Genomic DNA, 24385 nt, shown 5'->3' on the forward strand with positions numbered 1-24385 from the left:
GGTTTGGCGCCCGCTGGTCGGATGCGGGAAGACTGGCATCGGGTGACCTGCCGTAGGAGAGGGCTCAAGTCAGGGGCTCTACGTCATCTCCACGCGTGAATCGGCCATCCAGCCCTTTCCGCCGCTTCCCGCAACACCGGATCCGGATTCACCGCATGGGGGAAATCCACCTTCTGCAGCAACGGCAGATCATTGCGCGAATCCGAGTAGAAACTCGCCCCCTCAAGGTTCTCGCCTTCCTGATCCAGCCACGCCATCAAGCGGGTGATCTTGCCTTCGCGGTAGGTGAGCACGCCGCTGGTTTTGCCGGTGTAGACGCCGTGGGCGACTTCCAAGTCGATGGCCAGCACTTCATCAACGCCGATGCGTTCGGCAATCGGCTTGACCAGATGCACGCCCGACGCCGAGATGATCAGAATGCGATCCCCGGCCGCGCGGTGCTCGGCGATGGTTTTAGTGGCATCGCTGAAAATGATCGGCTCGATATAATCCTCGACCCACGGCCCCACCAGAAAATCCACTTCCTCCGGCGTGCGCCCGACCATCGGGTCCAGGCTGAACGCCATGTAGTCTTCCATGGCCAGTTCGCCCTTGCCGTAGGCTTCCATCAGTTCGTGGTCCTTCTTCATGAACCACTCAGGATCGACCCAGCCCAAACGCCCCATCTGCTCGCTCCACAGGCTTGAACAGTCACCGTGGATCAGGGTTTCGTCCAGATCGAAAATTGCTAAAGCCATTAAAGCTGTCCTCTCTTTTGATACTTGCGCAGTCCCCTTGTAGGAGCGCGCTTGCCCGCGAATGCGTTGGATCAAGCGGCATCCTGGGTGCTGACCCACCGCATTTCGCGGGCAAGCGCGCTCCTACAGGGTTGGCGTCGAATTCATGCCACCTCACACAACGCCGACGCTTCGATGTGCAGGGTGACGCGCTGGCCCTTCGGGTGCAAGTCGCTGGCCGAGCGGTTGAGCACGTCGACCACCAGTTCCACCCCCCGGGCTTCGACGCGATAGCGGATCACGTTGCCCAGCAGGCTGTGGCTGCGCACTTCGCCTTCCAGCGAACCGGTCAGGCTCAATTGGATGGCTTCCGGGCGAATCGCCACGCGACTGTTGATCGGCCGTTGCATCAAGCGGCTGGCGGCGTCGGCTTCCAGCAGGTTGTAGTTGCCGATGAAGCCGGCAGCGAAGGCATCGACCGGCGCGGTGTAGAGGGTTTCGGCGTCGCCGCTCTGCACGATCCGGCCCTGATTCATCAGGAAAATCCGGTCGGACATGGTCAGCGCTTCTTCCTGATCGTGGGTCACGAAAATCGTCGTCAGGCCCAGCTCCTGCTGAATGGCGCGGATCTGCTCGCGCAGGTGCTTGCGGATGCGCGCATCAAGGGCCGACAGCGGCTCATCAAGCAGCAGCAGGCGAGGGCGGGTCACCAGCGATCGCGCCAATGCCACACGCTGACATTGCCCGCCCGACATCTGATGCGGGTAGCGCGCGGCAAACTCGTTCAGCTCCACCAGCTTCAGCACCTCGGCCACCCGCTGCTTCATTTCATCGGCGCTGACTTTCTGCATGCGCAGGCCGAACGCGACGTTCTGCTCCACGTTCATGTTGGGGAACAGCGCATAGCTCTGGAACACCATGCCGATGCCGCGCTTTTGCGGCGATACCGGCACCAGGTCTTTGCCGTCGAGGAAGATACGGCCGCTGGTGACCGACGTCAGCCCGGCGATGCAGCGCAGCAGGGTGGACTTGCCGCAGCCGGACGGTCCGAGCAGGGTGACGAATTCGCCCTTGTGGATTTCGCAATTGATGTCGCTGAAGACCGCCGTGCTGCCGTAATTCTTCTGCAGGTTTTCGACACTGACGAAGCTCATATCAGTCTTTGTCCTTGTTCAGTCGGTTGGCCGCCCACGTCAGCAGCAGTACGAAAAGGAAGTAGGAAATCACCAGCGCGCTGTTGAAGTGGCCGCTGCTGTTGCGCATGTTGTTGAGGTAGACCTGCAGGGTTTCGTAGCGGGTGCCGACCAGCAGATTGGCGAACACGAACTCGCCGAACAGGAACGAGAACGACAGCAGCAGGGCGATCATCAGGCCCTTGCGCAGGTTCGGCAGCACCACCAGAAACGCGGCTTGAAAGGTATTGGCGCCGAGCAGCTGGGCCGCGTCCATCAGGTCCACCAGATTGATCGCTTGCAGATTATTGGTGATCGCCCGGTACATGAACGGCAGTGCCACGGTGAAGTAGCAGCCGATCAGGATCCACGGCGTACCGACCATCGCCAGCGGCCCCGAACCGTAGAGTTGCAAGAGGCCCACCGACGACACCACCGGCGGCACCGCGAAGGGCAGCAGGATGAGGATGTTCATCAGCGCGTCGAGCCTGGGGAAGTGGTAATGCACGACGAACAGCAGTGGCAGAATCAGCACCACCGACAGCGCCAGCGCGCCGACGCACACCAGTAGCGACTGGCCGAACGCGCGCAGGAAACGCGGATCGCTCCACAGTGCGACGTACCACTTGTAGGTCAGCCCGTCGGGCAGAATCGTCGCCGACCAACTGGTGGCGATGGAATACACAAAGGTGCCCAGCAGCGGCGCCAGCAGAATCAGAAACAGCAGGTACACCACGACGCGGTGGTAGAGCCCCGGCGGGCGGCGTTCAGCGCGAGACATGGTAGCTCCTCTTCAGCAGCCACTGATGCACGACCGTCACCAGCGTCATCATCCCCACCAGAATCATCGCCAGGGCGCTGGCCATGTTCGGGTCCAGCGTGATATCGCCCGCCACCATCGCCGCGATGCGGATCGGCAGCACGTTGAAATTGCCGGTGGTCAGTGCGTAGACCGTGGCGTAGGCACCCAGCGCGTTGGCCAGCAGGATCACGAAGGTGCCGAGCAGCGCCGGGGTCAGCACCGGAATGCCGATGTGCCGCCAGAAATCCCAACTGCTCGCACCCAGCAACGACGCCGACTCGCGCCAGTCTTCACGCAGCGCGTCGAAGGCCGGGTAGAGCAGCAGCACGCCCAAGGGGATCTGGAAGTAGGTGTACAAAATGATCAGGCCGGTTTTCGAGTACAGGTTGAAGTCATCGATGATCCCGGCCTGCTTGAGAATCAGCGTCAGTGCGCCGTTGAAACCGAGCAGGATGATGAAGGCGAACGCCAGCGGCACCCCGGAAAAGTTACTGGTCATGTTGGCGAACGCGCTAACGAAATCCCTCAGCCGCGACGGCACCTTGCGCAGGGAATAACTGCCGAGGATCGCGATGATGATGCCGATCAGGCTCGACCAGAAACTGATCTCCAGGCTGTACTGCATCGCCTGACGGTAGAAACGCGAGTTGAACGCTTTGATGAAGTTGTCGATGCCCCAGCCGGCGTCCGACTGCAGGCTGTTGATCGCCACCCAGGCCAGCGGCGCGATCTGAAACGCGATGAAGAACACCGCAAACGGCACAAGGCACAACAGCGCCAGCCATTTGCCGCGGCTTTGTGAATTCACTTGAGCACCTCTCTGCACACAGGTTTGTCGTGGGGCACACCGAGCAGCTCGCAGACGGTGCCGCAGATCTCGGTCTGTTTCGGCCGCGCATCGGCGTCGAGGCTGAAGGCGTCACCGAGCACGAACAGCGGGACGTCGCGTTCTTCCGGTAGCGCGCCGTTGTGGGAGCGGTCGTTGTTCATGCCGTGGTCAGCGGTCACCAGCACTTGATAGCCCGCATCGAGCCAGCGCTGCAGGTACTCGGCGAGGATGATGTCGGCGGAGCGTGCGCTGTTGCGGTACTGCGGGGTGTCGAAGCCGTACTTGTGGCCGGCGTCATCGATGTTCATCGGGTGGACGAACAGGAAGTGCGGCGCGTGGGCGGTTCGCAGATGCTCGGCGTCGTCGAACAGGTGAGAATCGGGGTAGTGATCGACGTAGTAGAAGTGCCCGTGCTGGATCGGCAATTCGGCGTTGTCGGTGTGGCGGTCGCGTGCGGCAATGAACGGACTGCGGTTGTACAGCTCGCTGACCCAGTGGTATGCCGCAGCGGCAGTGGTCAACCCGGCGTCGGTGGCGTAATGGAACACGCTTCGCTGGTTGGAAAGTCGGGAAACCTGGTTGTGCACGATGCCGCTGTCGATGGGCGCCACGCCGGTCAGAATGCACTCATACAGCGGGCGTGACAGTGACGGCAGCTCGCATTCGAGCTTGTACAACGCCGCGCGGCCTGCATTTCTGTAGGCCAGCAAATGCCCCATCGCATGGTGCGCCACGCTGTAACTCAGGCCGTCCAGCAGGATGAGGATGACGTTGTGTTTCATGTGCCGCTCCGGAAGGTGACTGTCCCCAACCGTGTGGGAGCGCGCTTGCCCGCGATTGCATAACGTCTGCAACGAATATGATTCTGACAGTCCGCAATCGCGGGCAAGCGCGCTCCTACACGTTGCAGTGCAGGGGGGTTACTGCATCTCGACGATGACTTGCTCGTTCCACTGCTGCGGCAGGGCTTTCGAGGATTTTTCCCAGGCTGCGGGGTCTTTGATCGGCTGTGGCTTGGCCGCAATGTATTGCTCGGATGGAATCAGATTTTTCGCGATGTCGGCCGGCAGTTTCAGGTCGGTCTCAGCGCGGATCGGACGAGCGTTGCCGCGGGCCAGATTAAGCTGGCCTTCATCGCTGAAGATGTATTCGCGTGTCAGCTTGGCAGCGTTCGGATGCTTGGCGTATTTGTTGATGATGGTCGTGTAGCCGGATTTCACCGAACCGTCCGACGGGATCAGCACCACGTAGTCGTCAGGATTGGTCATCTTGGCCTTGTAGCTCAGGCCGTTGAAGTCCCAGACCACGCCCACTTCCACTTCACCTTTTTCCATCGACTGAATCGTCGGGTTGTTGATGCCCAGGCGCTTTTGCTTGGCCAGTTCGGTGAACAGTTGCAGGCCCGGCGCGAGGTTGGTTTCATCGCCTTTCATGGCGATTGCAGCGGCGAGCACGCCGTTCGCAGCCTGGGCCGCAGTGCTGACATCACCGATGGTGACCTTGTACTTGCCGTTCTTCAGGTCAGCCCACTTGGTCGGTATGTCCGAACCGTGCAGCAGCTTCTTGTTGACGATGAAAGCGATGGTGCCGGTGTAGGCCAGCGCCCAGTGGCCTTCCTTGTCCTTGGCCCAGTCCGGCACTTGCGCCCAGGTGCTCGGCTTGTAGGGTTGGGTCACGCCCTTGGCAGTAGCGATCGGGCCGAACGCTGCACCCACGTCGCCGATGTCGGCGCTGGCGTTGTCTTTTTCCGCATCGAACTTGGCCACTTCCTGAGCCGAGCTCATGTCGGTGTCCATGTGCACCAGACCGTACTTGGCGGTCAGGTCGGTCCAGGTGCCTTTCCAGTTCGCCCAGTCATCGGGCATGCCCACGCTGTTGATCGCGCCTTCGGCCTTGGCGGCGGCTTCGAGGGTTTTCAGGTCGGTGTCGGCGGCCATGGCCGAAGTGCTCAGCGCGATGGCCGAACCCAGGAGTGATGCCAGCAAAAGGTGTTTCATTCGAAGCTCCTTTGTGCACTTCTCGACGGACTCATAGAAGTGTTCGTTGCGGATGATTGGTCTAGGTCAGCAATACCTGAGCCAAGTTAGGCCAGTTACATGACGCTTTCGTGTCTGGACCGACTCTTGCTGGAGCAAGCCACAGCCTCGGCGATCGCTGTGAAATGAGCGTAGACCATGCCCAAGCGCTTGATCTGAAAGGCGCTGATGTATTCCCGGGCGCTGGCGTTGCAGTCGCTGCTGGCTGGAATGTCACGCAACGGTCATCTACGCTGCCTAGGCTCTGGAGCACCGAAACGGGCCAGTCAGCGAGCGATACTGCCCTTAAATAGCGCTGGTCTAGTCCAGATAGGTAACGCAATGCGCGAAGAAATACCCCGAGCGGTGACGACCATCTGCAACGCGCTGCAAGAGCAGATCGAACACGGCCTGTTGCCGCCAGGCAGCAAGTTGCCGGCTGAGCGCAAATTGAGCGAGGTCTTCGATACCACACGCATCACCTTGCGCGAGGCGTTGGTGCAGCTGGAGGCTCAGGGCTTGATCTACCGAGAAGAGCGCCGTGGCTGGTTCATTTCTCCGCCGCGTCTGGCTTATGACCTGATGCGCCGCAGCCACTTTCACGCGATGGTCCAGGCCCAGGGGCGAGTGCCCGCGACCCAGGTGATTTCCGCGCGGCTGCAACCTGCTTCAGCCGTGATCTGCGGGCTGCTGCAATTGCCGGCGCTGTCCAGCGTGATCCAGATCTGCCGCGCCCGCCGGATTGATGAACGGCTGGTGCTCTACGTCGAGCACTACCTCAATCCCGATTACTTCCCGCACATCCTCGAGCTGGACCTGAACCAGTCGCTGACCGAGCTCTACGCCAGCCATTACGACATTCGCTACGGCCAGGTGCGTTTCGAAATGGTGCCCACGGCGTTGCCCATGGAAGCGGCGGGGGCGCTGAAAGTCTCCATCGGCAGCCCGGGCCTGCGCATCGCCCGGGTCAACCACGATCAGCGCGGGCGGCTGATCGATTGCGATCTGGAGTACTGGCGCCATGACGCGATTCACGTGAGCGCGGTGGTGGCAGATATCTAGGCCGGCTTACGCCGATGCATCGTCCTTCTTCTCGCGCACTTTGCTCACACGCCCGCCACTGGTGCTGACCTGCACATTCAGGCGCGGCGTCGCCAGGTCCATGCCGGCCTCATCCAGATAGCGCTTGAGCGACAGGTTGAACGCCCGCGACACTTCCCACTGCTTGATCGGCGCGGTCTTGAAGCGCGCCCGCAGGATGGCGTTACCGGAGTCGAAACTCTCCACACCCTGAATTTCCAGCGGTGACCAGATATTGCGCCGTTGCAGCGGGTCCGAGCGCATCTTCTGGCCGACATCGCGGACCATCTTCAGCGCGTCGTCGATGTTCATGCTCGCCGGAATCGCGATGCGGAAGATCGCGTAACCGAACTCCCGCGAGTAGTTCTGGATGCTCTTAATCTCGCTGAACGGGATGGTGTGGACGATGCCGTCGATGTCGCGCAGGCGCACCGTGCGGATGGTCAGGCCTTCCACGGTGCCCAGGTGCCCGCCGACGTCCACGTAATCGTCGATGGCCAGCGAGTCTTCGATGATGATGAACAGCCCGGTGATCAGATCCGCCACCAGTGACTGCGCGCCGAAACCGATTGCGATACCGATCACACCGGCACCGGCCAACAGTGGCGTCACGTTCATGCCCATGTTCGCCAGCGCGACGATCAGCGCGATGACGAAAATGGTCACGAACAGCACGTTGCGGATCAGCGGCATCATGGTCTGCGCACGGGTGTTGGCCAGGCCTTTGCGCGAGCGGGTCAGGGCGTGGTGAATCGCCGTGTCCGCGAGGATCCAGATCAGCCAGGCAAACATCAGTGTCGCCGCCAGCCCGATCAGCCGCAGACTGATGTCGCGGCCGTCGCCTTCGGCAAAACGGATCAGCGACAGCCCCCAGACCCGCAGGCCCAGTTCGATGAACACCAGCCAGATCAGCATGTGCGCGACGGTATAAAAGAAATTTTTCAGGCGGTCCGAGTACAGCGCGTGACGCTTGTGAGCATGGCTTGGCTTGAGTGAATGACGCCGCACCAGCCCGTTGATGACCATGCATAACACCAGCAGCACGGTGCAGATCAGGGCCTGACGCAATGCAGTGCTGGTGTCACCCGCAGAGAAAAATGTGGCGAACAGGGAAACGCCCACCAGCACCAGTGCTGGCAGATACCAGAACGTGCCGATGACCTCGATACTGTCGCTCAGGGCACGACGGTTGAGGCGGCGCTCCAGCGCCTGATTGCGGATCAGATGCGCGATCGGCCGACGGAAGCGGATGATGAACAATCCGGTGGACAGCGCAGCCATGACATTGGCCAGGGTCGCCGCAGTGTGCGCCAGGTGCACGCCAAGGCTGGCGACCAGACGCGGGTCGCTCAACGCCTCGCCGAACGCGGCAAAGCTGCCGATCCACCACAGCGGCCGAAACGCCTGATGGCGCAGGATGTACAACGCCTGATGACGATGGGGCCCGTCCAGCAGTGAAAACGCGATCACACAGACCGCCGAGAACAGCGTGCCGACCACCAGCGCGTAAGCAAGCACCATCGCCAGATCCCGGCCCAGCGACGGCGGCAGCGAGTAACTCAGGTAAATCGTGATGACCAGTGCCACCAGCCACGGGCCCAGCTTGCGGAGCGCGAAGCGCAGCATGTCCGACAGGCGCGGATGCTGCGGAAGCTCGGCGGAGAGGCCGAAGCGCAAGCGCACCTTGTGGCCCAGCCAGATCAACGCCGCCGCCAACAGCCCCCAGATCGCCAGCACCACGGCAAAGCCCCAGATGATCGGCCACCACTGGTTGGCCGGCAGCATCAGCGCCATCAGCTCATCCTCCGCCATACCCGCCTCATCCGCCCAGCGGCTGAGGGGGCTGTCTGCGCCGGTGAATTGTTTTTCCAGCTCGGCCAGCGAGCTGCCGATCAGGCCCAGCACGCCTTGCTCCACGGTCGGCTGCGCTTTCTTGGTGGCGTCCCGCAGCTTCTTCAGGTCTTCCAGCAACTTGCTGCGCTGCTGATCGTTTTCCAGCGACGTGATGACCTCGTCCAGCGACTGCCCCAGTGGCTCCTGAGCCTGAGGCTGCGTTTTGTCACCGCCACTGAGCAGGCTTGGCAGGCCCGCGGCGTGGGTCAATGCAAACGGGAACAGCGCCAGCAGGCAGAGCAGGAACAGACGGGGGAGAACGGAAAGGCGGGTGGGAGCGATCACCTGGAAACAAACCTCGAATAGACAGGCGCTTGGGGTGGCGCGGTTTGGCACCCGTGCCGGGTCAAGCAGAGGCGGATGAGTTTACGAGGGGAGAGGGGGTGTGGCGAGGGGAATTGTGAAGTCCGGGATAGCGCGATGTGCAGGCCGTTTCCATGACCTGTGAAGGAAATGGATCGGCCCGCTCTCAATGGTGGTTTGAGATCAAGGCAACTCGGCGCTCGCGTAGAACGCCGACAGCACCTTCACCAGATGCGCCAGGTCTTGGCTGCCTGCCAGTTCACGGATCGAGTGCATGGCGAAGGTCGGCAGGCCGATGTCGACGGTGCGAACGCCGAGGTGCCCTGCGGTGATCGGGCCGATGGTCGAGCCGCAGGCCATGTCGCTGCGCACGACGAAGCTTTGTACAGGGACTTCTTCGGCCATGCACAGGTGACGGAAGAAGCCGGCGGTTTCGCTGTTGGTGGCGTAGCGCTGGTTGCTGTTGACCTTGATCACCGGGCCGGCGTTGAGTTTCGGGCCGTGATTGGCGTCGTGCTTTTCGGCGTAGTTCGGGTGCACGCCGTGGGCGTTGTCAGCGGAGATCAGCAGGGATTTCTGGAGCGTGCGCACGTAATCGTCGCCTTCCGGCTGCAGGCGTTGCAGCACTTGTTCCAGCATCGGGCCGTCGGCGCCGCACGCGGACGTCGAGCCGACTTCTTCGTGGTCGGTGCAGATCAGCAGACAGGTTTCGTCGCCATCGGCATTGAGCAGCGCTTGCAGCCCGGCGAAGCAGGACAGCAGGTTGTCGAGCCGGGCGCCGGCGATGAAGTCGCCGTTGAGGCCGATGACGGCGGCGCTTTGGGTGTCGTAGAAGCTGAGTTCGTAATCGAGGACGACGTCGGCATTCAGACCGTGTTCGCGGGCCAGTTGATCGGTCAGCAGGGCGCGGAAGTCGGGGCGTTCGTCACCGGCGACCTGGGCCAGGATCGGTGGCAGTTCGGTCTGCGGGTTGATCGCCCAGCCTTCGTTGGCGGTGCGATTGAGGTGGATCGCGAGGTTGGGGATGATGGCGATCGGCAGTTTGAAGTCGATCAACTGGCTTTCGACTTTGCCGTCCCGGCGGAAGGTGACGCGGCCGGCGAGGGAGAGGTCGCGGTCGAACCATGGCGCGAGCAGGGCGCCGCCGTAGACTTCGACGCCCAGTTGCCAGAAGCCCTGGCGTTGCAGTTCGGGTTGCGGTTTGACGCGCAGGCACGGGCTGTCGGTGTGGGCGCCGACGAGGCGAATGCCGCCGGTGAGGGGCGACAGGCGACCGAGTTTGAAGGCGACGATGGAGGAGTCGTTGCGGGTGACGTAGTAGCGGCCACCCGCTTCGGTGTACCAGGGCTCGCGTTCGTCGAGGCGCTGGTAGCCGGCGCCTTCGAGGCGTTGCACCAGGCTGGCGGTGGCATGAAAGGGGGTGGGGGAGGCCTTCAGGAAATCGATAAGGCCTTGATTCAACTCTTCGCGCATAGGTTACTCCAGGCAGCAATGGGCGGGAGTTTACAGGCCAAAAGGTGTTTTGATCGAGATCAAGATCAAGATCCTTAAGATCAAAAGCGTCTGCCTGGGGGCAGACTGTTTCGCCTTCGGCGAGTTACTTGGAAAAGCACCCCAAGTAACCAAGGGTGCTTGCTCCTGGTTTGGCCCCTCGTGCCTCGGGGTCCCTTCACTTCGGTCTCGCTCTGTGGGCCCGCCGCCATCCGCCATCCATGGCGGGGGGCGGCTCTCGCCGCATCCCTGCGGCTCGGCCCACTGCGCGAGACCTGCGTTCAGCCTGCACCCAAGTCGCGATTTGGCGGTGACTGAGCCTTTTGTGTATGAAGATCAAAAGCAGATCAAAAGCTTCCCGGCTGAAGCCGGTCCTACAGTCGGAGTCACCCCCCACTTCATTGAATGCACGCGGTGCTGTTGTAGGACCGGCTTCAGCCGGGAAGGCGTCATCGGATACACCGCAAAACTGATGGTGCCCAGACGGGCCTCTTCCCGGCTAAAGCCGGTCCCACAGGGTGTACGCGGTGCTGTTGTAGGACCGGCTTTAGCCGGGAAGCTTTTGATCTTCATACGCAAAAAGACCATACACCGCCAATCGCGACTTTGGTGCAGGCTGAACGCAGGTCTCGCTCCGTGGGCCCGCTGCCCCCCGCCATGGATGGCGGATGGCAGCGGGCCCACGGAGCAAGACCGGAGTGAAGGAACCCTGACGAAGGAAGGGCCAAACCGAGAGCAAGCACCCTTGGTTACTTGGGGTGCTTTTCCAAGTAACTCGCCGAAGGCGAAATGATCTGCCGTTAGGCAGATGTTCTTGATCTTAAGTCTGTTCTGACTAAAAACATCAAAACGGCGCCGGACACTCAAACCGCAAACGCTCGCCCGTCCCCGGATGGGTAAACGCCAACATACTTGCATGCAGACACAACCGCGGATACGCCGCCAGCGCCTCCGGGTGCGCATACAAACCGTCGCCCAACAAAGGATGCCCGATTGACAACATATGCACCCGTAACTGATGCGACCGCCCCGTGATCGGCGTCAGCTCAACCCGACAATGGGTGTCATACCGCTCCAGCACCTTCCAGAACGTCAACGCATGCTTGCCGAACTCATGATCCACCACATGACGCGGCTTGGTCGGCGGATCGTAACGCAGCGGCAAATCGATACTGCCGCTGTCCAGGTCTGGCTGACCCCACGCCAGCGCCGTGTAGGCCTTCTCCGTCTCGCGGTCATGAAACTGCCGGGACAACTCACGGTGGGTGTCCGCGTCACGGGCCAGCAAAATGATCCCGGACGTTTCCCAGTCCAGCCGATGGACGATTCGCGCTTCGGGGTAGCCGTTTTCCTGCAGGCGGGTAATCAGACAGTCCTTGTTATCGTCAGCGCGACCAGGGACTGAGAGCAGCAGGGTGGGTTTGTTCACCACCAGGACAGCGTCGTCCTGATGGAGGATATGAACGTTGGACAGCGGCATGGAACAGCCTCATCACTCAAACAGGTGCCGCACGATCGCAAGAGCCATCGCGGCGCAGAAAACAGGTCTTCAGGAACGCCAACGGCGGCGCGCTTACCTGATTCCGCAAAGGGATTCAGGCAACCGGGCCGCCGTGGCGACTGCCTTCTCGATCAACGATCAGGCAGGGTGATATTCAGTTCCAGAATCGAGCAGCTGCCGTCGTTTTCAAGGGCGACATGCACGTCATCGTTACCGATATTGACGTACTTGCGGATCACCTCGACCAACTCCTTCTGCAGGGCGGGCAGGTAATCCGGGGTGCTGCGTTGGCCGCGTTCATGCGCCACGATGATCTGTAGACGCTCTTTCGCTACCGACGCGGTGCTGGGCTTTTTGTTGGCACGAAAGAAGTCAAAAATGCTCATCAGTTACCCCCGAACAGGCGTTCGAAAAATCCTTTTTTCTGTACGTCCAGGAAGCGGTGCTCACGGTCCTTGCCCAACAGACGGTCAACGGCATCGCTGTACGCCTGGCCGGCGTCGCTCTGGTCATCAAGGATGACCGGCACGCCCTGGTTGGACGCCTTGAGTACGGCCTGAGATTCCGGGATCACGCCCAGCAGGGTGACCGCCAGGATTTCCTTGACGTCTTCAACGCCCAGCATCTCGCCCTTGCTCACGCGCTCAGGGTTGTAACGGGTCAGGAGCAAGTGCTCCTTGATCGGATCTTCACCACGCTCGGCGCGGCGAGACTTGCTGGCCAGCAGGCCGAGCATGCGGTCCGAGTCACGCACCGAGGAGACTTCCGGGTTGGTCACGACGATGGCTTCGTCGGCGAAGTACATCGCCAGGTGAGCGCCCGTTTCGATACCGGCAGGGGAGTCGCAGACGACGTACTCGAAGGTTTCCTTGAGTTCCATCAGGACTTTTTCCACGCCTTCCTTGGTCAGCGCGTCTTTGTCACGGGTCTGGCTGGCGGCGAGGACGTAAAGACCTTCGATCTTCTTGTCCTTGATCAGCGCTTGCTGCAGGTTGGCTTCGCCGTTCACTACGTTGACGAAGTCATAAACGACGCGACGCTCGCAACCCATGATCAGGTCGAGGTTACGCAGGCCGACGTCGAAGTCGACGATGACCGTTTTGTGGCCGCGCAGTGCGAGACCGGTACCGATGGCGGCGCTGGTGGTGGTCTTGCCCACACCACCCTTGCCGGATGTAACCACGAGAATCTTGGCCAAGGTGTATCACCCCTAGAGGAAAAGGACGTTGAGTCCCTGAAGAGCCCCTCGTGACGGCGCAACTAAAGCGGGCGAGGGCGGTGATCGGAACCCGTGAAGGATTCCTGTTCGGGAGAACAAAAAAATATCCCGAACGTCCCGGTGCCTTCGCGTCGTTTTCGCGACGAATCAGAGTGGCTTAAAAATGGCGCAGTATCCGTTAAAGACGGGTGATGTTCAACACGTCCCCGGAGAGACTGATCTGCACACCGGCACCCCACAGCGGATCCCGGCGCAGGTCTTCGGACACCTTGTACTGGCCGGCGATGGAGATCAGTTCGGCGACCATTTGCTGGCAGAAAATCCTTGCCTTGGTATCACCTTTGATACCCGCCAGCGCCCGGCCGCGCATCGGGCCGTACACATGAATGTTGCCGTCGGCGAGCAGCTCGGCGCCGGGGCTGACCGAGGAAATCACCACCAGATCGGAGCCTTGGGCGTAGATCTGCTGGCCGCCACGGACAGGCGCCGTGATGATCTTGGTCGGCTTGATCAGCGGCTCGGGCGGCTTTTCAATGATTTCCGGCTTCTTTTTGATTTCGCCTTCCGTCGGATCGAGGGGTCGCTCGCGCGCGCCTGAAGGCGGCAGTACCGGTAGATCGATGGAAATGGCAGCGGCGATGTCTTCAATTCGGTTGGCACGGATGGCCAGGGTGCGCAGACCATGTTGACGGCAGATGCGCATCATCGCCGGCAGATCGATCGCGCCTTCATCCGGAGGCAGTTTGTCGAGGGCCAGCACCAGCGGTGTATTGCTGAAGAAATTAGGCGCCTGGGCGACTTTGGCCGCCAGTTGACGATCCAGCGCTTCGAGGTTGTTGCGGGCCAGTTCCAGCACAGTGATGGCCAGCATGCTGCCCTTCAGCTGGAACACGGGGTCCTTGTCTTGCAATTCGATTTGGCTCATGTCGGCATACAGCGGCTTGTCGCTAAAAGTGCCGAGACTTATAACGATAACGCCCGCCAGCCGCAAGGGAGGCGCAACCGACGGCGGCACGATCCGCGCGAACCGATGTAGAATGCCCGCCTTTGTCCTGACGGAAGCTGTAATGGATCGCCCGCGTTTTCGAGCTCACTTTCTTCATCCCCGCTTCTGGCTGCTGTGGCTGGGGCTGGGCTTGCTCTGGCTGATCGTGCAGTTGCCGTTTCGTGTGTTACTGGTGATCGGCCGTGCGCTGGGTTGGGTGATGTATTACCAGGCGACCGATCGCCGGGTGATTGCCGCGCGGAACCTGGAACTGTGTTTCCCCCAGTATTCGAAAGCCGAGCGCAAACGCCTGCTCAAGGAAAACTTCGCCTCCACCGGCATTGCCTTTTTCGAGATGGCCATGAGCTGGTGGTGGAGCAAACCCCGTCTTGCGCGGCTGGCGCACATCGAAGGCCTTCATCATTTAAAGCAGGCGCAGCTGGACGGCAAGGGCGTGATCCTCATGGCCTTGCACTTCACAACCCTTGAAATCGGCGCGGCCCTGCTCGGTCAGCAACACACCATCGACGGCATGTACCGCGAGCACAAGAATGCGCTGTTCGATTACGTGCAGCGTCGCGGCCGCGAGCGTCACAATAAGGATTCAATCGCTGTCGAGCGCGAGGACGTGCGCGGCATGATCAAGCAACTGCGCAAGGGCCGGGCGATCTGGTATGCGCCGGATCAGGATTACGGCGCCAAGCAGAGCATCTTCGTGCCGCTGTTCGGCATTCAGGCCGCCACCGTGCCGGCCACCAGCAAATTCGCCAAGCTCGGCCACGCGCTGGTCGTGCCCTTCACTCAGGAGCGTCTGGCCGATGGCAGTGGCTACAAGCTGGTGATCCATCCGCCGCTGAGCGATTTTCCGGGGGAGAGCGACGAGGCGGACTGCATTCGCATCAATCGATGGGTCGAGCGCGCCGTCACCGCATGCCCCGAGCAGTACCTGTGGGCGCACCGGCGATTCAAGAGTCGGCCGCCGGGTGAGCCGAAGCTGTACAAGAAGCGTGGCTGAAACCGAGAGCTGAGACCCCATGACGACAAGCGCCACAGAACAACAAGCGGTGCGCCAGGCCTCAGCCCTGGCTCCCGGCGTCGAGCCTGTCACCGGGTTGATCCTGTCCGGCGGCGGTGCCCGCGCGGCGTATCAGGTGGGCGTGCTCGCCGGCATCGCCGACCTGCTGCCCGTCGGCGCCAGGAATCCTTTTCCAGTCATCGTCGGCACCTCCGCCGGGGCCATCAATGCGGTGAAGCTCGCCAGTGGTGCTGCGCAGTTTCGTACCGCGATCCACGAATTGACCGACTTCTGGCAGGGCTTTCGCAGCCATCAGGTGTTGCGCAGTGACTGGCCCGGCGTCGTTCGGCAGGCGGCGCGATTCTTCGGTCGCAGCCTGTTAGGCATCGGTCGTCAACAAGTACCGGTGGCGCTGCTCAACAGTTCACCGCTCAAGGATCTGCTGACCGCGCGGCTCAACCTCGACGGCATCGACGAAGCGATTGAAGCCAAGCATCTGCGCGCGGTCGCAATCACCGCGTTTGGTTATGAGTCGGGGCAAGCGGTTACGTTTTATCAGGGCAAGGGCACCATCGAGTCCTGGCTGCGGCATCGCCGGATCGGCCTGCCGACGCGTTTGACAATCGACCATCTGCTGGCCAGTTCGGCGATTCCCTTGCTGTTCGCGCCCGTGAAGCTGGGGCAGGAATATTTCGGTGACGGCGCGGTGCGGCAGTCGGCGCCAATCAGTCCGGCGCTGCACCTGGGCGCCAACCGCGTGCTGGTGGTGGGCGTCAGCGGTAACCCCCGTGGCCCTGGCGCGAATCCGCCTGTGCCGCGCGCGGTCCGTGGCGTGCAACCGAGTCTTGCGCAGATCGGCGGGCACATGCTCAACAGCACGTTCATTGACAGCCTGGAGAGTGACATCGAACTGCTGGAACGGCTGAATCTGGTCAGCCGCATGCTGCCCGGGCCCGAGGTGCCCAGGCCGCAGTCGTCAGAATCGACGCCCATTCAGTCCCTGGCGCCGGTTGAAGTGCTGGTGATTTCGCCCAGCCAGCCCATCGATGAAATCGCCGCCCGTCATCGCCGCGAATTGCCCCCGGCGCTGCGCACGTTTCTGCGCGGCCCGGGTGCGACCAAGACCAGTGGGGCGGGGGTGCTGAGCTATCTGCTGTTCGAGTCGGGTTATTGCAGCGAGCTCATCGAGCTGGGCCGCCGCGACGCGATGGCCCAGCAGGAAGAGTTGAGGCGGTTTTTGCGGCTGGAGTGAATCTCTGCCCCGGGTGATTCAATGCGGCCGCAGTTCACTGTAGGCGCATGCTTGCCCGCGATGGCGGTGTGTCAGTCACCCCATCCATTGCAGGCATACCCCATTCGCGGGCAAGCGCGCTCCTACATTCGGATCTGCATACGTCATTAACTCTGCGGTGCGACACCGGACGCATTCCCGGCTGAAGCCGGTCCTACGAGGCAAACGCAATGTTTTCGTAGGACCGGCTTCAGCCGGGAAGGGGCCAGTGTGTCCGTCACGAGACCTCATCATCTGCCGCTCCTGCAACGGATTTGCGTTGGCCTGGATTTCAGCGTCAGGCACAAAGCCTGTGGGAGCCGGCTTGCTGGCGAATGCGCTGTGTCAGGCGCCATCGTTGTCTCAGGCAGATCGCATTCGCGGGCAAGCGCGCTCCTGCTACGGATTTGCGTTGGCCGGGATTTCAGCGTCAGGCACAAACCTGTGGGAGCCGGCTTGCTGGCGAATGCGCTGTGTCAGGCGCCATCGTTGTCTCAGGCAGATCGCATTCGAGGGCAGGCGCGCTCCTGCAAGGTAGGAAGCGATCACGCCGTCAGTTTGTCATCCCGGAAATCCCGCAGGGCTTGTTCGATCTCTTCACGGCTGTTCATCACGAACGGGCCGTATTGCACGATCGGTTCGCCCAAGGGTTTGCCGGCAATCAGCAGCACGCGGGCGCCCGCCTGGGTATTCAGATGAATCTCACCACTTTCCGACAATCTCGCGAGACGGCTCTGGCCGAGTTTCTGCGGCTGGCCTGCCATCTCGACCTCACCTTCATACACGTACAGCAGCACGCGATGGCCCTCGGCGACGCGCGGGCTGATGTGGCTGCCGGCGGGCATGTGGAAGTCGAAATACTGCGGCTCGGTGTCCGGACGCTGCACGGCGCCTGCCTGGGACGTCTGGCCGTCGTCGAACTGACCTGCAATCACTACAACATCGACGCCGTTCTGCGTGGTGATGCGCGGAATGCGCTCGGGCTGAATGTCGTCGTAACCGGCCTCGCCCATCTTCGATTTGGCTGGCAGGTTGAGCCACAGCTGGAAGCCGCGCATAGCGCCTTCTTCCTGTTCAGGCATCTCGCTGTGAATGACCCCGCGCGCAGCGGTCATCCACTGCACACCACCGCCTTGCAGCAGACCGACGTTGCCCATGTGGTCTTCATGGCGCATGCGACCTTCGAGCATGTAGGTCACGGTTTCAAACCCGCGATGGGGGTGCGGAGGGAAGCCGGCGATGTATTCGTCGGGGTTCTCGGAACCGAACTCGTCGAGCATCAGGAACGGGTCGAACGCTTCGATACCTTGACCGCCGAACACACGGGTCAGCTTGACGCCAGCGCCGTCCGACGTCGGTTGGCCGGCCTGGATCGACAGCACTTTACGAAATTGAGGCATGGGGCTCACTCCGGCAGAAGGGGAATGGCGCCTATGGTAGGCCTGTTGGGGCGATGGATGGGTGACGTTTTTGCGGGGGAATGATCGGGTTTGGTGATGGGTTGCAGGCTTTGTTTCGAAGATTGTAGGAGACCCCCCATCCAGACGGAGCGAGGTCGCGCGGCAGACACTGTCCATGTGGGAGTGACCGGGGTGGCGCTCCACCTTGCTCGCAAAGAGGCCCGAACATCCGACATAGCTCCACCGGCGCGGACCGCGCACGTGTAGGACTGGCTTTAGCCGGGCAGACGCCGGCATTAACACCACGAGTCTGATGGCATGCCGAGGGGCCTCTTCCCGGCTAAAGCCGGTCCTACCAAAATGCACAGCGTGCAGTCACACCGCAATTTGATAGCGCGTCAACCGACGCCTTCCCGGCTAAAGCCAGTCCTACAGATCTTGCTGCCAGCAGTGCCGGCAGTTTTCAGATCACGTTACTCGGACACCTGCAGCTTGCGGGCTTCGGTGTACACGTAACGCACTTTCTCGTACTCGAACGGCGAGTTCATCTGACCATAACGGAAGCTGGTCGTGTAGCGACGGTCGATGGCGCGCAGCAAGTACAGTTCGGGATGGTCTTCGCTGACCTGGGCGACGTTGAGGAAGTTGATCTGCGATTCAGCCGTGAAGTCGAAGACGAGGCCGCCAGTGTCACGCAGGTTGGATGGACCGAGGATCGGCAGTACCAGGTACGGACCGGCAGGCACGCCATAGAAACCCAGGGTCTGACCGAAGTCTTCGCTCTGTTTCTTCAAACCCATCATGGTCGCCGGGTCCCACAGTCCGGCGATGCCCAGTGTGGTGTTGACGATCAGGCGGCCGGTGGTTTCCATCGAACGCTTGCCCTTGAACTGCAGCAGGCTGTTCAGCAGGTTCGGCACATCGCCCAGGTTGCTGAAGAAGTTGCTGACACCGGTACGCACGAAGCTCGGCGTCACGTATTTGTAGCCGTTGACCACCGGCAGAAACACCCACTCATCGAAGCGATAGTTGAAGTGGTAGACCCGACGGTTCCAGGACTCAAGCGGATCATAGACATTCAGCGCGTTGAGCGACGAACGCTCGAACTCCTGAGCATCCAGACCCGGATTGAATTTCAGCGACTTCAACGGCTCGGTGAACCCATCCGGGTTATCGATCCGCTTGACCGGAGCTGCCTGGGAAACCACCGGCGCGTCGGCGGCGTGGACGGCGCCAGCGCAGAGGAGGGCGGCGATAAGCAATAGACGTTTAGCCACGGAAAAACTCCAGCATGGCGTCGCTGTTGACGCGATAGTTCATGTTGCCGCAGTGACCGCCGTAAGGGTAAACGGTCAGGCGATCGCCAAATGTCTTGCGCAGGAAACCGAGGTCGCCCGGGCCGAGGATCACGTCGTCGGCGTTGTGCATCACCGAGATCTTCTTGCTGCTGGCCAGGTAATCCTTCAGCGCGTAAAGGCTGACCTGATCAACCAGCTGCAGCAGGCTGCCGCCGTCGGTGCGGGCACGCCACATCGGGATGACCTGCTCGGTCACGTAGCAATCGAAATCGCACTGCAGCGCGCGCTTGAGGAACGGCGTCAGGCTGGTGCCTTCACTGATCGGGGTCTTCGGCGGGGTAATCAGGCCGCGACGGTTGATCAGGTCGGAGGTGAACGCGATATCGGCAGCGGAGAAGCGGAACGAGGTGCCGATCAGCATCGCCATCTGTTCATTGGACAGGTGCTGCTTGGACTGCTGGAAGTCATACAGCAGCGCATCGTTCAGGTCGATGTAGCCTTTTTCGCGGAAGTAACGGGTCAGCTTCTGCAGCACCAGTTCGTAGAAGGTGGTGCTGTTGGTGATGCCTTTGACGTCCGTCTGCACCATCTTGTCGAGGTTGGTGATCGAGGTGTACAGGTTCACCGGCGGGTTGATCAGCAGCACTTTCTTGAAATTGAAGCTGCGGCGGGTTTCGTCGAGTTTGCTGACGAACGCTGCATCCAGCGCGCCGAGGCTGTAGCCGGTCAGGTAATACTCGGTGACCTGAAGTTTGGACTGCTGAGCACGAACGGCCTGCATAACGCGGTACAAGTCTTCGGCGTCTTCCTTGGTCACGCCTGGGGTGGCGAAACGTGAGGCGGCGCTCATGAAGTCGTAACTGGTAGGCGACGAAAGCTGTACGACGTTGTAACCCGCGCCGTAGTAAAGCTTCTTCAGGTATTCATTAAGGGTGCTGTTGTAAGGCGCGCCGGTGCCGGCAATCAGAAAGATCAGCGGTGCAGGGTGGTCTTGTTTGGCGAGGCGGTAGTGCAGTTTCTTCACAGCCCAGAAGTTGTCCGGCAGTGTGAACTCACGCTCCGGACGCATGGTGAGGCTGTAATCGTCCTGATCGATGTCGGCGTCTTCAGGCACCTTGGCACGCAAATCCGGTGGGGTCGTGGCGATGGTCGCTTCGAACGGATTGGTCAAGGGGAAGCCATAGCTGGACGGATCGATATCGACCGCCATCACGGACGCACTCAAAAACAGGCCGCCTGATAAGGCGGCGAGGCGCAGAAAACGAAGCATGACTGAATCCCTTGGGAATGATGTGCTGTTGAAATACGCAGGCTATGACACGGGTGTAGTGCCAAAGTGCCGTGACGGCAAGTGACTCTCGCATGACCCTCCGCGACGATACAGGTTATGGCACTTCTGGCCTGTCTGCTCGTGCTTTTTATTAGCCGTATGGTTTTGCCCGGGCGCCTGCGGCTATGCTGCGCGCCGTTGGTTATTTTCTGGAGTGTGTCGTGTCCCGTCGTCTGCGGTTGGTGGTGCTGTTTTCTATGCTGGTGCTGTGGCTGGCCGTCAGTTATGGCTTGCGCTACGGCCTGATGGAAGACGTGCAATGGGTAGGCATCTGTGCAGACGAAGCGTCGAAATGGCAGTGCCAGTTGCGCTCGAACCTGGGCCTGTTGATTCACTTCGGCGTGTTCGGATGGGGCGCGCTGATCGCGTCGCTGGTCGCTTTCTTTGTGCCACGTCAGTTCGGGCGAGCGCTCGCGGTCGTTGGCTTGCTGCTGGGAATAGTGGCGCTGGTGCTGTACACGGCCAGTCTGGCGGTGTTCGCGGTGGTGATTGCCGGGTTGCGGCTGGTGCGTAATCAACAAGCCTGACTTCACAAGGAGCCTGACCGAAAACGCTAAACCCCAGACAGCATAAAAGGGGAGCCGAGGCTCCCCTTTAAATCGTTGCACGTGCTCTTTCTTATTGTTGTAGGGCGGTCTGTTGTTGTTATTGGCAACCGGTCCCTCTACAGCGTCTTCGGTGATCCCCATACGGGATACAAGAGCAAACGTATTTTTTTGAGCGCTGACCTGCTTTGATTCCTCTTCTGCGAGAGGTGATCCAACCCGTTCTGGCCGCTACCTGGGGGTAGTTTTGGAGTTCTCTGTCGGGCTGCGAGGCCGGGGCCTCGGTAAAGCGTTTCTACTCCAAAAAAATCTGTTGGCTGCGTCTCTGTGCCGTTGTTCTTGTTATGTCAGAGCCGATTCATCTTATTTTTATTGGGTTTTCACATTTTGTTCTTGTTATGCAGGAGATATAGCAGGGTGCGTGCCAACTTTCGCAATCCCTTTTAAATCAGTGGCTTGCGAAATCCGATCAATTGGCACACCTGCTGTGTAACGGAATTTTGTTTCCGTGTTACCCGCCTGCGAGCATTTCAGCCCCTCGGCGGTAACACAATGTATCCGTCCCACGGCACACTCGGTTACACAGCCTCGGCGGCGCTCTTCTGCGCATTGTTCGGCGCCTTGACCGGAGCGCCAATGCGCATGCTGCGCCACAGTGCCAGCGCCATCAGCAGACTCACCGCCGCCCACGCCCACGCCTGGGGATTGCTCAAGCCTTCGCGAAACAGCTGCGGCACGATACCGATACCGACGATGAACATCAGCAGGCCGATCTCCCGGCGCGGTGCCGCGACGGGGCGGACCAGATAGACCAGCGCCGGCAGCCACAGCGTCGCGGTCGCGAAGCTGCGATACCGCGGATCAAACACCATCGCCAGCATCATCACCGCCGCGGCAAACCCGCTGGCGTACAACCACCACCCGGCCCGGGCGTCCAGCATGGCGAACGCGCGCTCGCGCCAGCCAGCGCGGGCTGACAACGCCAGCGCTGCGTGGGCGAGCACCAGCAGATTCAGCGCCACCAGCGCCACTGCCCACAGGTATTCCCCGGCGAAGCGGCTGGTCACCCGGGCCAGTTCGCCCCAGGTGCCGATGCAGCAACCGGCGAATGCCGCCAGCAACGGGAGCATCAGCGCGCTGCGTGGGCGATTGACACGACCCGCCCACGCCAGCGCCAGCACGGCGATTGCGCCACTGACCGTCAGCCAGAGTGACCACAACGGCAGGTTCGATACCGGACCGGCCAGCACGCCCTTGTCCTGACGATCCGCGTCGAACAGGCCCCAATAACCGCCCACTGCGCCTTCGGACTGGCGCTTCCATGGCTGGTCGAACGCCTCGATCAGGTTGTAGTGCCAGCCGTGCTGCTCGGCCATCGCGACGAAAGTACGAACGAATTTGGCCTCGTTGACCCGGCTGGGCAGCGCGGTTTCACGCTGACGGCCTTCACTGGGCCAGCCGGTCTCGCCGATGAGAATGTCCTTGGGCGCGAACTTTTTGCCGAACGTTTCGCGGATCTGCGCGACATGGGCCAGGGCTTCGTCGATGCCGGTGGGATCATCCTCCCAGTACGGCAGCAGATGGATCGTCAGGAAATCCACGGCAGGCGCGACTTCCGGGTATTGCAGCCAGTATTCCCAGACGTCTGCATAAGTGACCGGCTGTTTGACTTGCGCTTTCACCTGACGAATCAGGGTGGCCAGTTGTGCGCCGGTGACTTCCTTGCGCAACAGGCTTTCGTTACCGACGATCACCGCCGTCACCACATCCGGGTGGGTATTCGCCGCCGTCACCAGCGCCTTGATCTCCTTGGCCGTGTCCACAGGATTGCCGTTGACCCAGGCGCCGAGCATCAGCTTGAGGCCGTATTTGCGGGCGATGTCGGGAAGCGCCTCCATGCCGGTCATGGAATAGGTGCGGACGCACTCAAAGCGCGTCGCGAGCAGCGCAAGGTCTGCGTCCATTCGTGCGGGACGCAGGGTAAACGGCTGATCGAACGGCGATTGATCCTTGTCGAACGGCGTGTAGGACGCGCATTGCAGTTTATGGGTCGGCGTGGCGGCGTCTGGCAGAATCACCGGCTTGCCCAGCCAGTACCAATAGCCGCACAGGCCAAGCAGGGCAATCACACAGGAGAACAGATAAAGGACGACAGGCGAGCGGGACGTTGCGGACATGATGGGGCCGAAGTGGGGCGAAGGGCGGCATATTAGCACCGCAAGTCGTCCATTGTAGGAGCGCGCTTGCCCGCGAAATGCGCTGTGTCAGTCGATGGAAATGTCAGCTGACGGTCCGCCATCCCGGGCAAGCGTTGACCTCCTCACTCATCATGCAATTTCCGGACGAATCGCTAGCCTCTTTACGACCTGTCTGTCGTTGATGGCGCGGTGATGTCGTTTACCGGGTGGCTGGGTGTCGCTGGCAGGAAAGGCACGAGGTGTGTGGGGGTCGATGATCAATCGTCCACGCAGCGATTGCATCTGCGCAGGCACGTGGTGGAAGCGTGAAACGCGTGGCTTGCCCCGAACCAGGGCGCGAGTGCGACGTTATAAGAACGTTAACGATACCCGACCGCTGTCGGGTTCTGGACTACCGGGGAAGTGAAAATGACGATGCGAAAAATCCTGGGTGTCGGTGCCGCGCTGGCACTGGCCATCAGTGCCACGCTGGCCCATGCCGACGCCAAACCCGAGCTGAGCATCGGTTACGTCGATGGCTGGTCCGACAGTGTTGCAACCACCAACGTGGCCGCCGAGGTGATCAAGCAGAAACTGGGTTATCCGGTGAAGCTGCAGGCCGTTGCGGCCGGGATCATGTGGCAGGGCGTCGCGACCGGCAAACTGGACATGATGCTGTCGGCCTGGCTGCCCGTGACCCACGGCGAGTACTGGACCAAGAACAAGGACAAAGTCACTGACTATGGCCCCAACTTCAAGGACGCGAAAATCGGCCTGATCGTGCCTGAGTACGTGAAAGCCAACTCGGTGGCGGACCTCAAGACCGATGAATCCTTCAAGAAGAAAATCGTCGGCATCGACGCCGGTTCCGGCGTGATGATCAAGACCGAACAGGCGATCAAGGATTACGGCCTCGACGGTTACAAACTGCAGGCCAGTTCCGGCGCCGGCATGATTGCCGAGTTGACCCGCGCCGAAAACAAGAAAGAATCCATCGCGGTGACCGGCTGGGTGCCGCACTGGATGTTCGCGAAGTGGAAGCTGAAGTTCCTCGAAGACCCAAAGGGCGTTTACGGTGCGGCTGAAACCGTCGACAACATCGGCAGCCTGGATCTGGCGAAGAAGGCCCCGGACGTCGCGGATTTCCTGAAGAAATTCCAGTGGACCAGCAAGGATGAAATCGGCGAAGTCATGCTCGCCATCCAGGACGGCGCCAAGCCTGAAGCGGCGGCCAAGGATTGGGTCGCCAAGCACCCGGATCGCGTCAAGGACTGGACCGGTAAGTAATGGGTCACAAAGATTTAACGTCGTACCGAACCGCCTGGTGAGCCATCGCCAGGCGGT

The 24385-nt window shown here is 61.1% G+C and carries 21 protein-coding genes; 5 read left to right on the forward strand and 16 right to left on the reverse strand.

The annotated features are described in order from the left end of the window. Positions 1-83: 83 nt before the first annotated feature. The 6 genes from EC919_RS08920 to EC919_RS08945 form a co-directional block, all read right to left on the reverse strand. Positions 84-737 (reverse strand): HAD family hydrolase, encoded by a 654-nt coding sequence (locus EC919_RS08920; protein WP_133773121.1) that lies wholly within the window; start codon positions 735-737, stop codon positions 84-86. A 143-nt stretch (positions 738-880) separates the two neighbouring features. Beyond that, on the reverse strand, positions 881-1870 hold the full coding sequence (locus EC919_RS08925) for an ABC transporter ATP-binding protein (protein WP_133773123.1): 990 nt from the start codon (positions 1868-1870) through the stop codon (positions 881-883). Between the two features lies 1 nt (position 1871). Next, a complete protein-coding gene (locus EC919_RS08930) occupies positions 1872-2669 on the reverse strand; it encodes an ABC transporter permease (protein ID WP_133773125.1) in 798 nt (265 codons plus the stop codon). Next, complete coding sequence (locus tag EC919_RS08935; protein WP_133773127.1) at positions 2656-3498, reverse strand: ABC transporter permease; 843 nt, start codon at positions 3496-3498, stop codon at positions 2656-2658. Before EC919_RS08935 ends, EC919_RS08930 begins: the two co-directional genes overlap by 14 nt. Continuing rightward, complete coding sequence (locus EC919_RS08940; RefSeq protein ID WP_133773129.1) at positions 3495-4301, reverse strand: alkaline phosphatase family protein; 807 nt, start codon at positions 4299-4301, stop codon at positions 3495-3497. Before EC919_RS08940 ends, EC919_RS08935 begins: the two co-directional genes overlap by 4 nt. Before the next feature lie 138 nt (positions 4302-4439). After that, a complete protein-coding gene (locus EC919_RS08945) occupies positions 4440-5516 on the reverse strand; it encodes an ABC transporter substrate-binding protein (protein ID WP_133773131.1) in 1077 nt (358 codons plus the stop codon). Between the two features lie 360 nt (positions 5517-5876). Between EC919_RS08945 and EC919_RS08950 the strand changes: the two genes are divergently transcribed. Continuing rightward, entirely contained in the window at positions 5877-6596 is a 720-nt protein-coding gene (locus EC919_RS08950; RefSeq protein WP_133773133.1) for a UTRA domain-containing protein, read from the forward strand. Positions 6597-6602: 6 nt separating this feature from the next. Here the strand turns inward: EC919_RS08950 and EC919_RS08955 are convergent, their stop codons facing one another. From EC919_RS08955 to minC, 6 genes are all read right to left on the reverse strand, one after another. Then, entirely contained in the window at positions 6603-8792 is a 2190-nt protein-coding gene (locus tag EC919_RS08955; RefSeq protein WP_243842228.1) for a mechanosensitive ion channel family protein, read from the reverse strand. Positions 8793-8993: 201 nt separating this feature from the next. Then, on the reverse strand, positions 8994-10283 hold the full coding sequence (locus EC919_RS08960) for a M18 family aminopeptidase (protein WP_133773135.1): 1290 nt from the start codon (positions 10281-10283) through the stop codon (positions 8994-8996). Positions 10284-11145: 862 nt separating this feature from the next. Beyond that, on the reverse strand, positions 11146-11781 hold the full coding sequence (locus EC919_RS08970; RefSeq protein ID WP_133773139.1) for an RluA family pseudouridine synthase: 636 nt from the start codon (positions 11779-11781) through the stop codon (positions 11146-11148). A 152-nt stretch (positions 11782-11933) separates the two neighbouring features. Beyond that, entirely contained in the window at positions 11934-12188 is a 255-nt protein-coding gene (minE, locus tag EC919_RS08975) for a cell division topological specificity factor MinE (RefSeq protein ID WP_037013831.1), read from the reverse strand. Beyond that, positions 12188-13000, reverse strand: a complete 813-nt coding sequence (gene minD, locus EC919_RS08980) for a septum site-determining protein MinD (protein WP_037013830.1) — start codon at positions 12998-13000, stop codon at positions 12188-12190. Before minD ends, minE begins: the two co-directional genes overlap by 1 nt. Before the next feature lie 199 nt (positions 13001-13199). Then, positions 13200-13946, reverse strand: coding sequence for a septum site-determining protein MinC (minC, locus tag EC919_RS08985; RefSeq protein WP_133773141.1), 747 nt, complete (start codon positions 13944-13946; stop codon positions 13200-13202). A 142-nt stretch (positions 13947-14088) separates the two neighbouring features. Between minC and EC919_RS08990 the strand changes: the two genes are divergently transcribed. Both EC919_RS08990 and EC919_RS08995 read left to right on the forward strand, forming a co-directional pair. Next, the gene (locus tag EC919_RS08990; protein ID WP_133773143.1) at positions 14089-15021 is read left to right on the forward strand and encodes a lipid A biosynthesis lauroyl acyltransferase; all 933 of its coding nucleotides are present in this window, start codon (positions 14089-14091) and stop codon (positions 15019-15021) included. A 19-nt stretch (positions 15022-15040) separates the two neighbouring features. Then, on the forward strand, positions 15041-16273 hold the full coding sequence (locus tag EC919_RS08995) for a patatin-like phospholipase family protein (protein ID WP_133773145.1): 1233 nt from the start codon (positions 15041-15043) through the stop codon (positions 16271-16273). Between the two features lie 563 nt (positions 16274-16836). On the opposite strand, the gene EC919_RS09000 is transcribed toward EC919_RS08995, so the two are convergent. The 3 genes from EC919_RS09000 to EC919_RS09010 all read right to left on the reverse strand — a co-directional run bounded on the left by EC919_RS09000 (position 16837) and on the right by EC919_RS09010 (position 20259). Further along, on the reverse strand, positions 16837-17691 hold the full coding sequence (locus EC919_RS09000; RefSeq protein WP_133773147.1) for a pirin family protein: 855 nt from the start codon (positions 17689-17691) through the stop codon (positions 16837-16839). Positions 17692-18164: 473 nt separating this feature from the next. Continuing rightward, positions 18165-18968, reverse strand: a complete 804-nt coding sequence (locus EC919_RS09005) for an MlaA family lipoprotein (RefSeq protein WP_133773149.1) — start codon at positions 18966-18968, stop codon at positions 18165-18167. Then, positions 18961-20259 (reverse strand): serine/threonine protein kinase, encoded by a 1299-nt coding sequence (locus tag EC919_RS09010; protein WP_133773151.1) that lies wholly within the window; start codon positions 20257-20259, stop codon positions 18961-18963. The genes EC919_RS09005 and EC919_RS09010 overlap by 8 nt, the downstream gene beginning before the upstream one ends. 221 nt (positions 20260-20480) lie before the next feature. Between EC919_RS09010 and EC919_RS09015 the strand changes: the two genes are divergently transcribed. Further along, a complete protein-coding gene (locus EC919_RS09015) occupies positions 20481-20846 on the forward strand; it encodes a hypothetical protein (RefSeq protein ID WP_133773153.1) in 366 nt (121 codons plus the stop codon). 596 nt (positions 20847-21442) lie between these two features. Here EC919_RS09015 and EC919_RS09020 read toward each other — a convergent pair. After that, on the reverse strand, positions 21443-23041 hold the full coding sequence (locus EC919_RS09020) for a glycosyl hydrolase family 17 protein (RefSeq protein ID WP_133773154.1): 1599 nt from the start codon (positions 23039-23041) through the stop codon (positions 21443-21445). A gap of 429 nt (positions 23042-23470) precedes the next feature. On the opposite strand from EC919_RS09020, the gene EC919_RS09025 reads away from it, so the two are divergent. Next, positions 23471-24328, forward strand: a complete 858-nt coding sequence (locus tag EC919_RS09025; protein WP_133773156.1) for a glycine betaine ABC transporter substrate-binding protein — start codon at positions 23471-23473, stop codon at positions 24326-24328. Positions 24329-24385: the final 57 nt, after the last annotated feature.

Source organism: Pseudomonas graminis, from assembly GCF_004364335.1.
Lineage (GTDB): Bacteria > Pseudomonadota > Gammaproteobacteria > Pseudomonadales > Pseudomonadaceae > Aquipseudomonas > Aquipseudomonas graminis_D.

What these genes read in the sequence shown, in the direction of transcription:
- EC919_RS08920 (WP_133773121.1), bottom strand. Translation starts at nt 737, where the DNA reads ATGGCTTTAGCAATTTTCGATCTGGACGAAACCCTGATCCACGGTGAC.
- EC919_RS08925 (WP_133773123.1), bottom strand. Translation starts at nt 1,870, where the DNA reads ATGAGCTTCGTCAGTGTCGAAAACCTGCAGAAGAATTACGGCAGCACG.
- EC919_RS08930 (WP_133773125.1), bottom strand. Translation starts at nt 2,669, where the DNA reads ATGTCTCGCGCTGAACGCCGCCCGCCGGGGCTCTACCACCGCGTCGTG.
- EC919_RS08940 (WP_133773129.1), bottom strand. Translation starts at nt 4,301, where the DNA reads ATGAAACACAACGTCATCCTCATCCTGCTGGACGGCCTGAGTTACAGC.
- EC919_RS08945 (WP_133773131.1), bottom strand. Translation starts at nt 5,516, where the DNA reads ATGAAACACCTTTTGCTGGCATCACTCCTGGGTTCGGCCATCGCGCTG.
- EC919_RS08950 (WP_133773133.1), top strand. Translation starts at nt 5,877, where the DNA reads ATGCGCGAAGAAATACCCCGAGCGGTGACGACCATCTGCAACGCGCTG.
- EC919_RS08960 (WP_133773135.1), bottom strand. Translation starts at nt 10,283, where the DNA reads ATGCGCGAAGAGTTGAATCAAGGCCTTATCGATTTCCTGAAGGCCTCC.
- EC919_RS08970 (WP_133773139.1), bottom strand. Translation starts at nt 11,781, where the DNA reads ATGCCGCTGTCCAACGTTCATATCCTCCATCAGGACGACGCTGTCCTG.
- minE (WP_037013831.1), bottom strand. Translation starts at nt 12,188, where the DNA reads ATGAGCATTTTTGACTTCTTTCGTGCCAACAAAAAGCCCAGCACCGCG.
- minC (WP_133773141.1), bottom strand. Translation starts at nt 13,946, where the DNA reads ATGAGCCAAATCGAATTGCAAGACAAGGACCCCGTGTTCCAGCTGAAG.
- EC919_RS08990 (WP_133773143.1), top strand. Translation starts at nt 14,089, where the DNA reads ATGGATCGCCCGCGTTTTCGAGCTCACTTTCTTCATCCCCGCTTCTGG.
- EC919_RS08995 (WP_133773145.1), top strand. Translation starts at nt 15,041, where the DNA reads ATGACGACAAGCGCCACAGAACAACAAGCGGTGCGCCAGGCCTCAGCC.
- EC919_RS09000 (WP_133773147.1), bottom strand. Translation starts at nt 17,691, where the DNA reads ATGCCTCAATTTCGTAAAGTGCTGTCGATCCAGGCCGGCCAACCGACG.
- EC919_RS09010 (WP_133773151.1), bottom strand. Translation starts at nt 20,259, where the DNA reads ATGCTTCGTTTTCTGCGCCTCGCCGCCTTATCAGGCGGCCTGTTTTTG.
- EC919_RS09020 (WP_133773154.1), bottom strand. Translation starts at nt 23,041, where the DNA reads ATGTCCGCAACGTCCCGCTCGCCTGTCGTCCTTTATCTGTTCTCCTGT.
- EC919_RS09025 (WP_133773156.1), top strand. Translation starts at nt 23,471, where the DNA reads ATGACGATGCGAAAAATCCTGGGTGTCGGTGCCGCGCTGGCACTGGCC.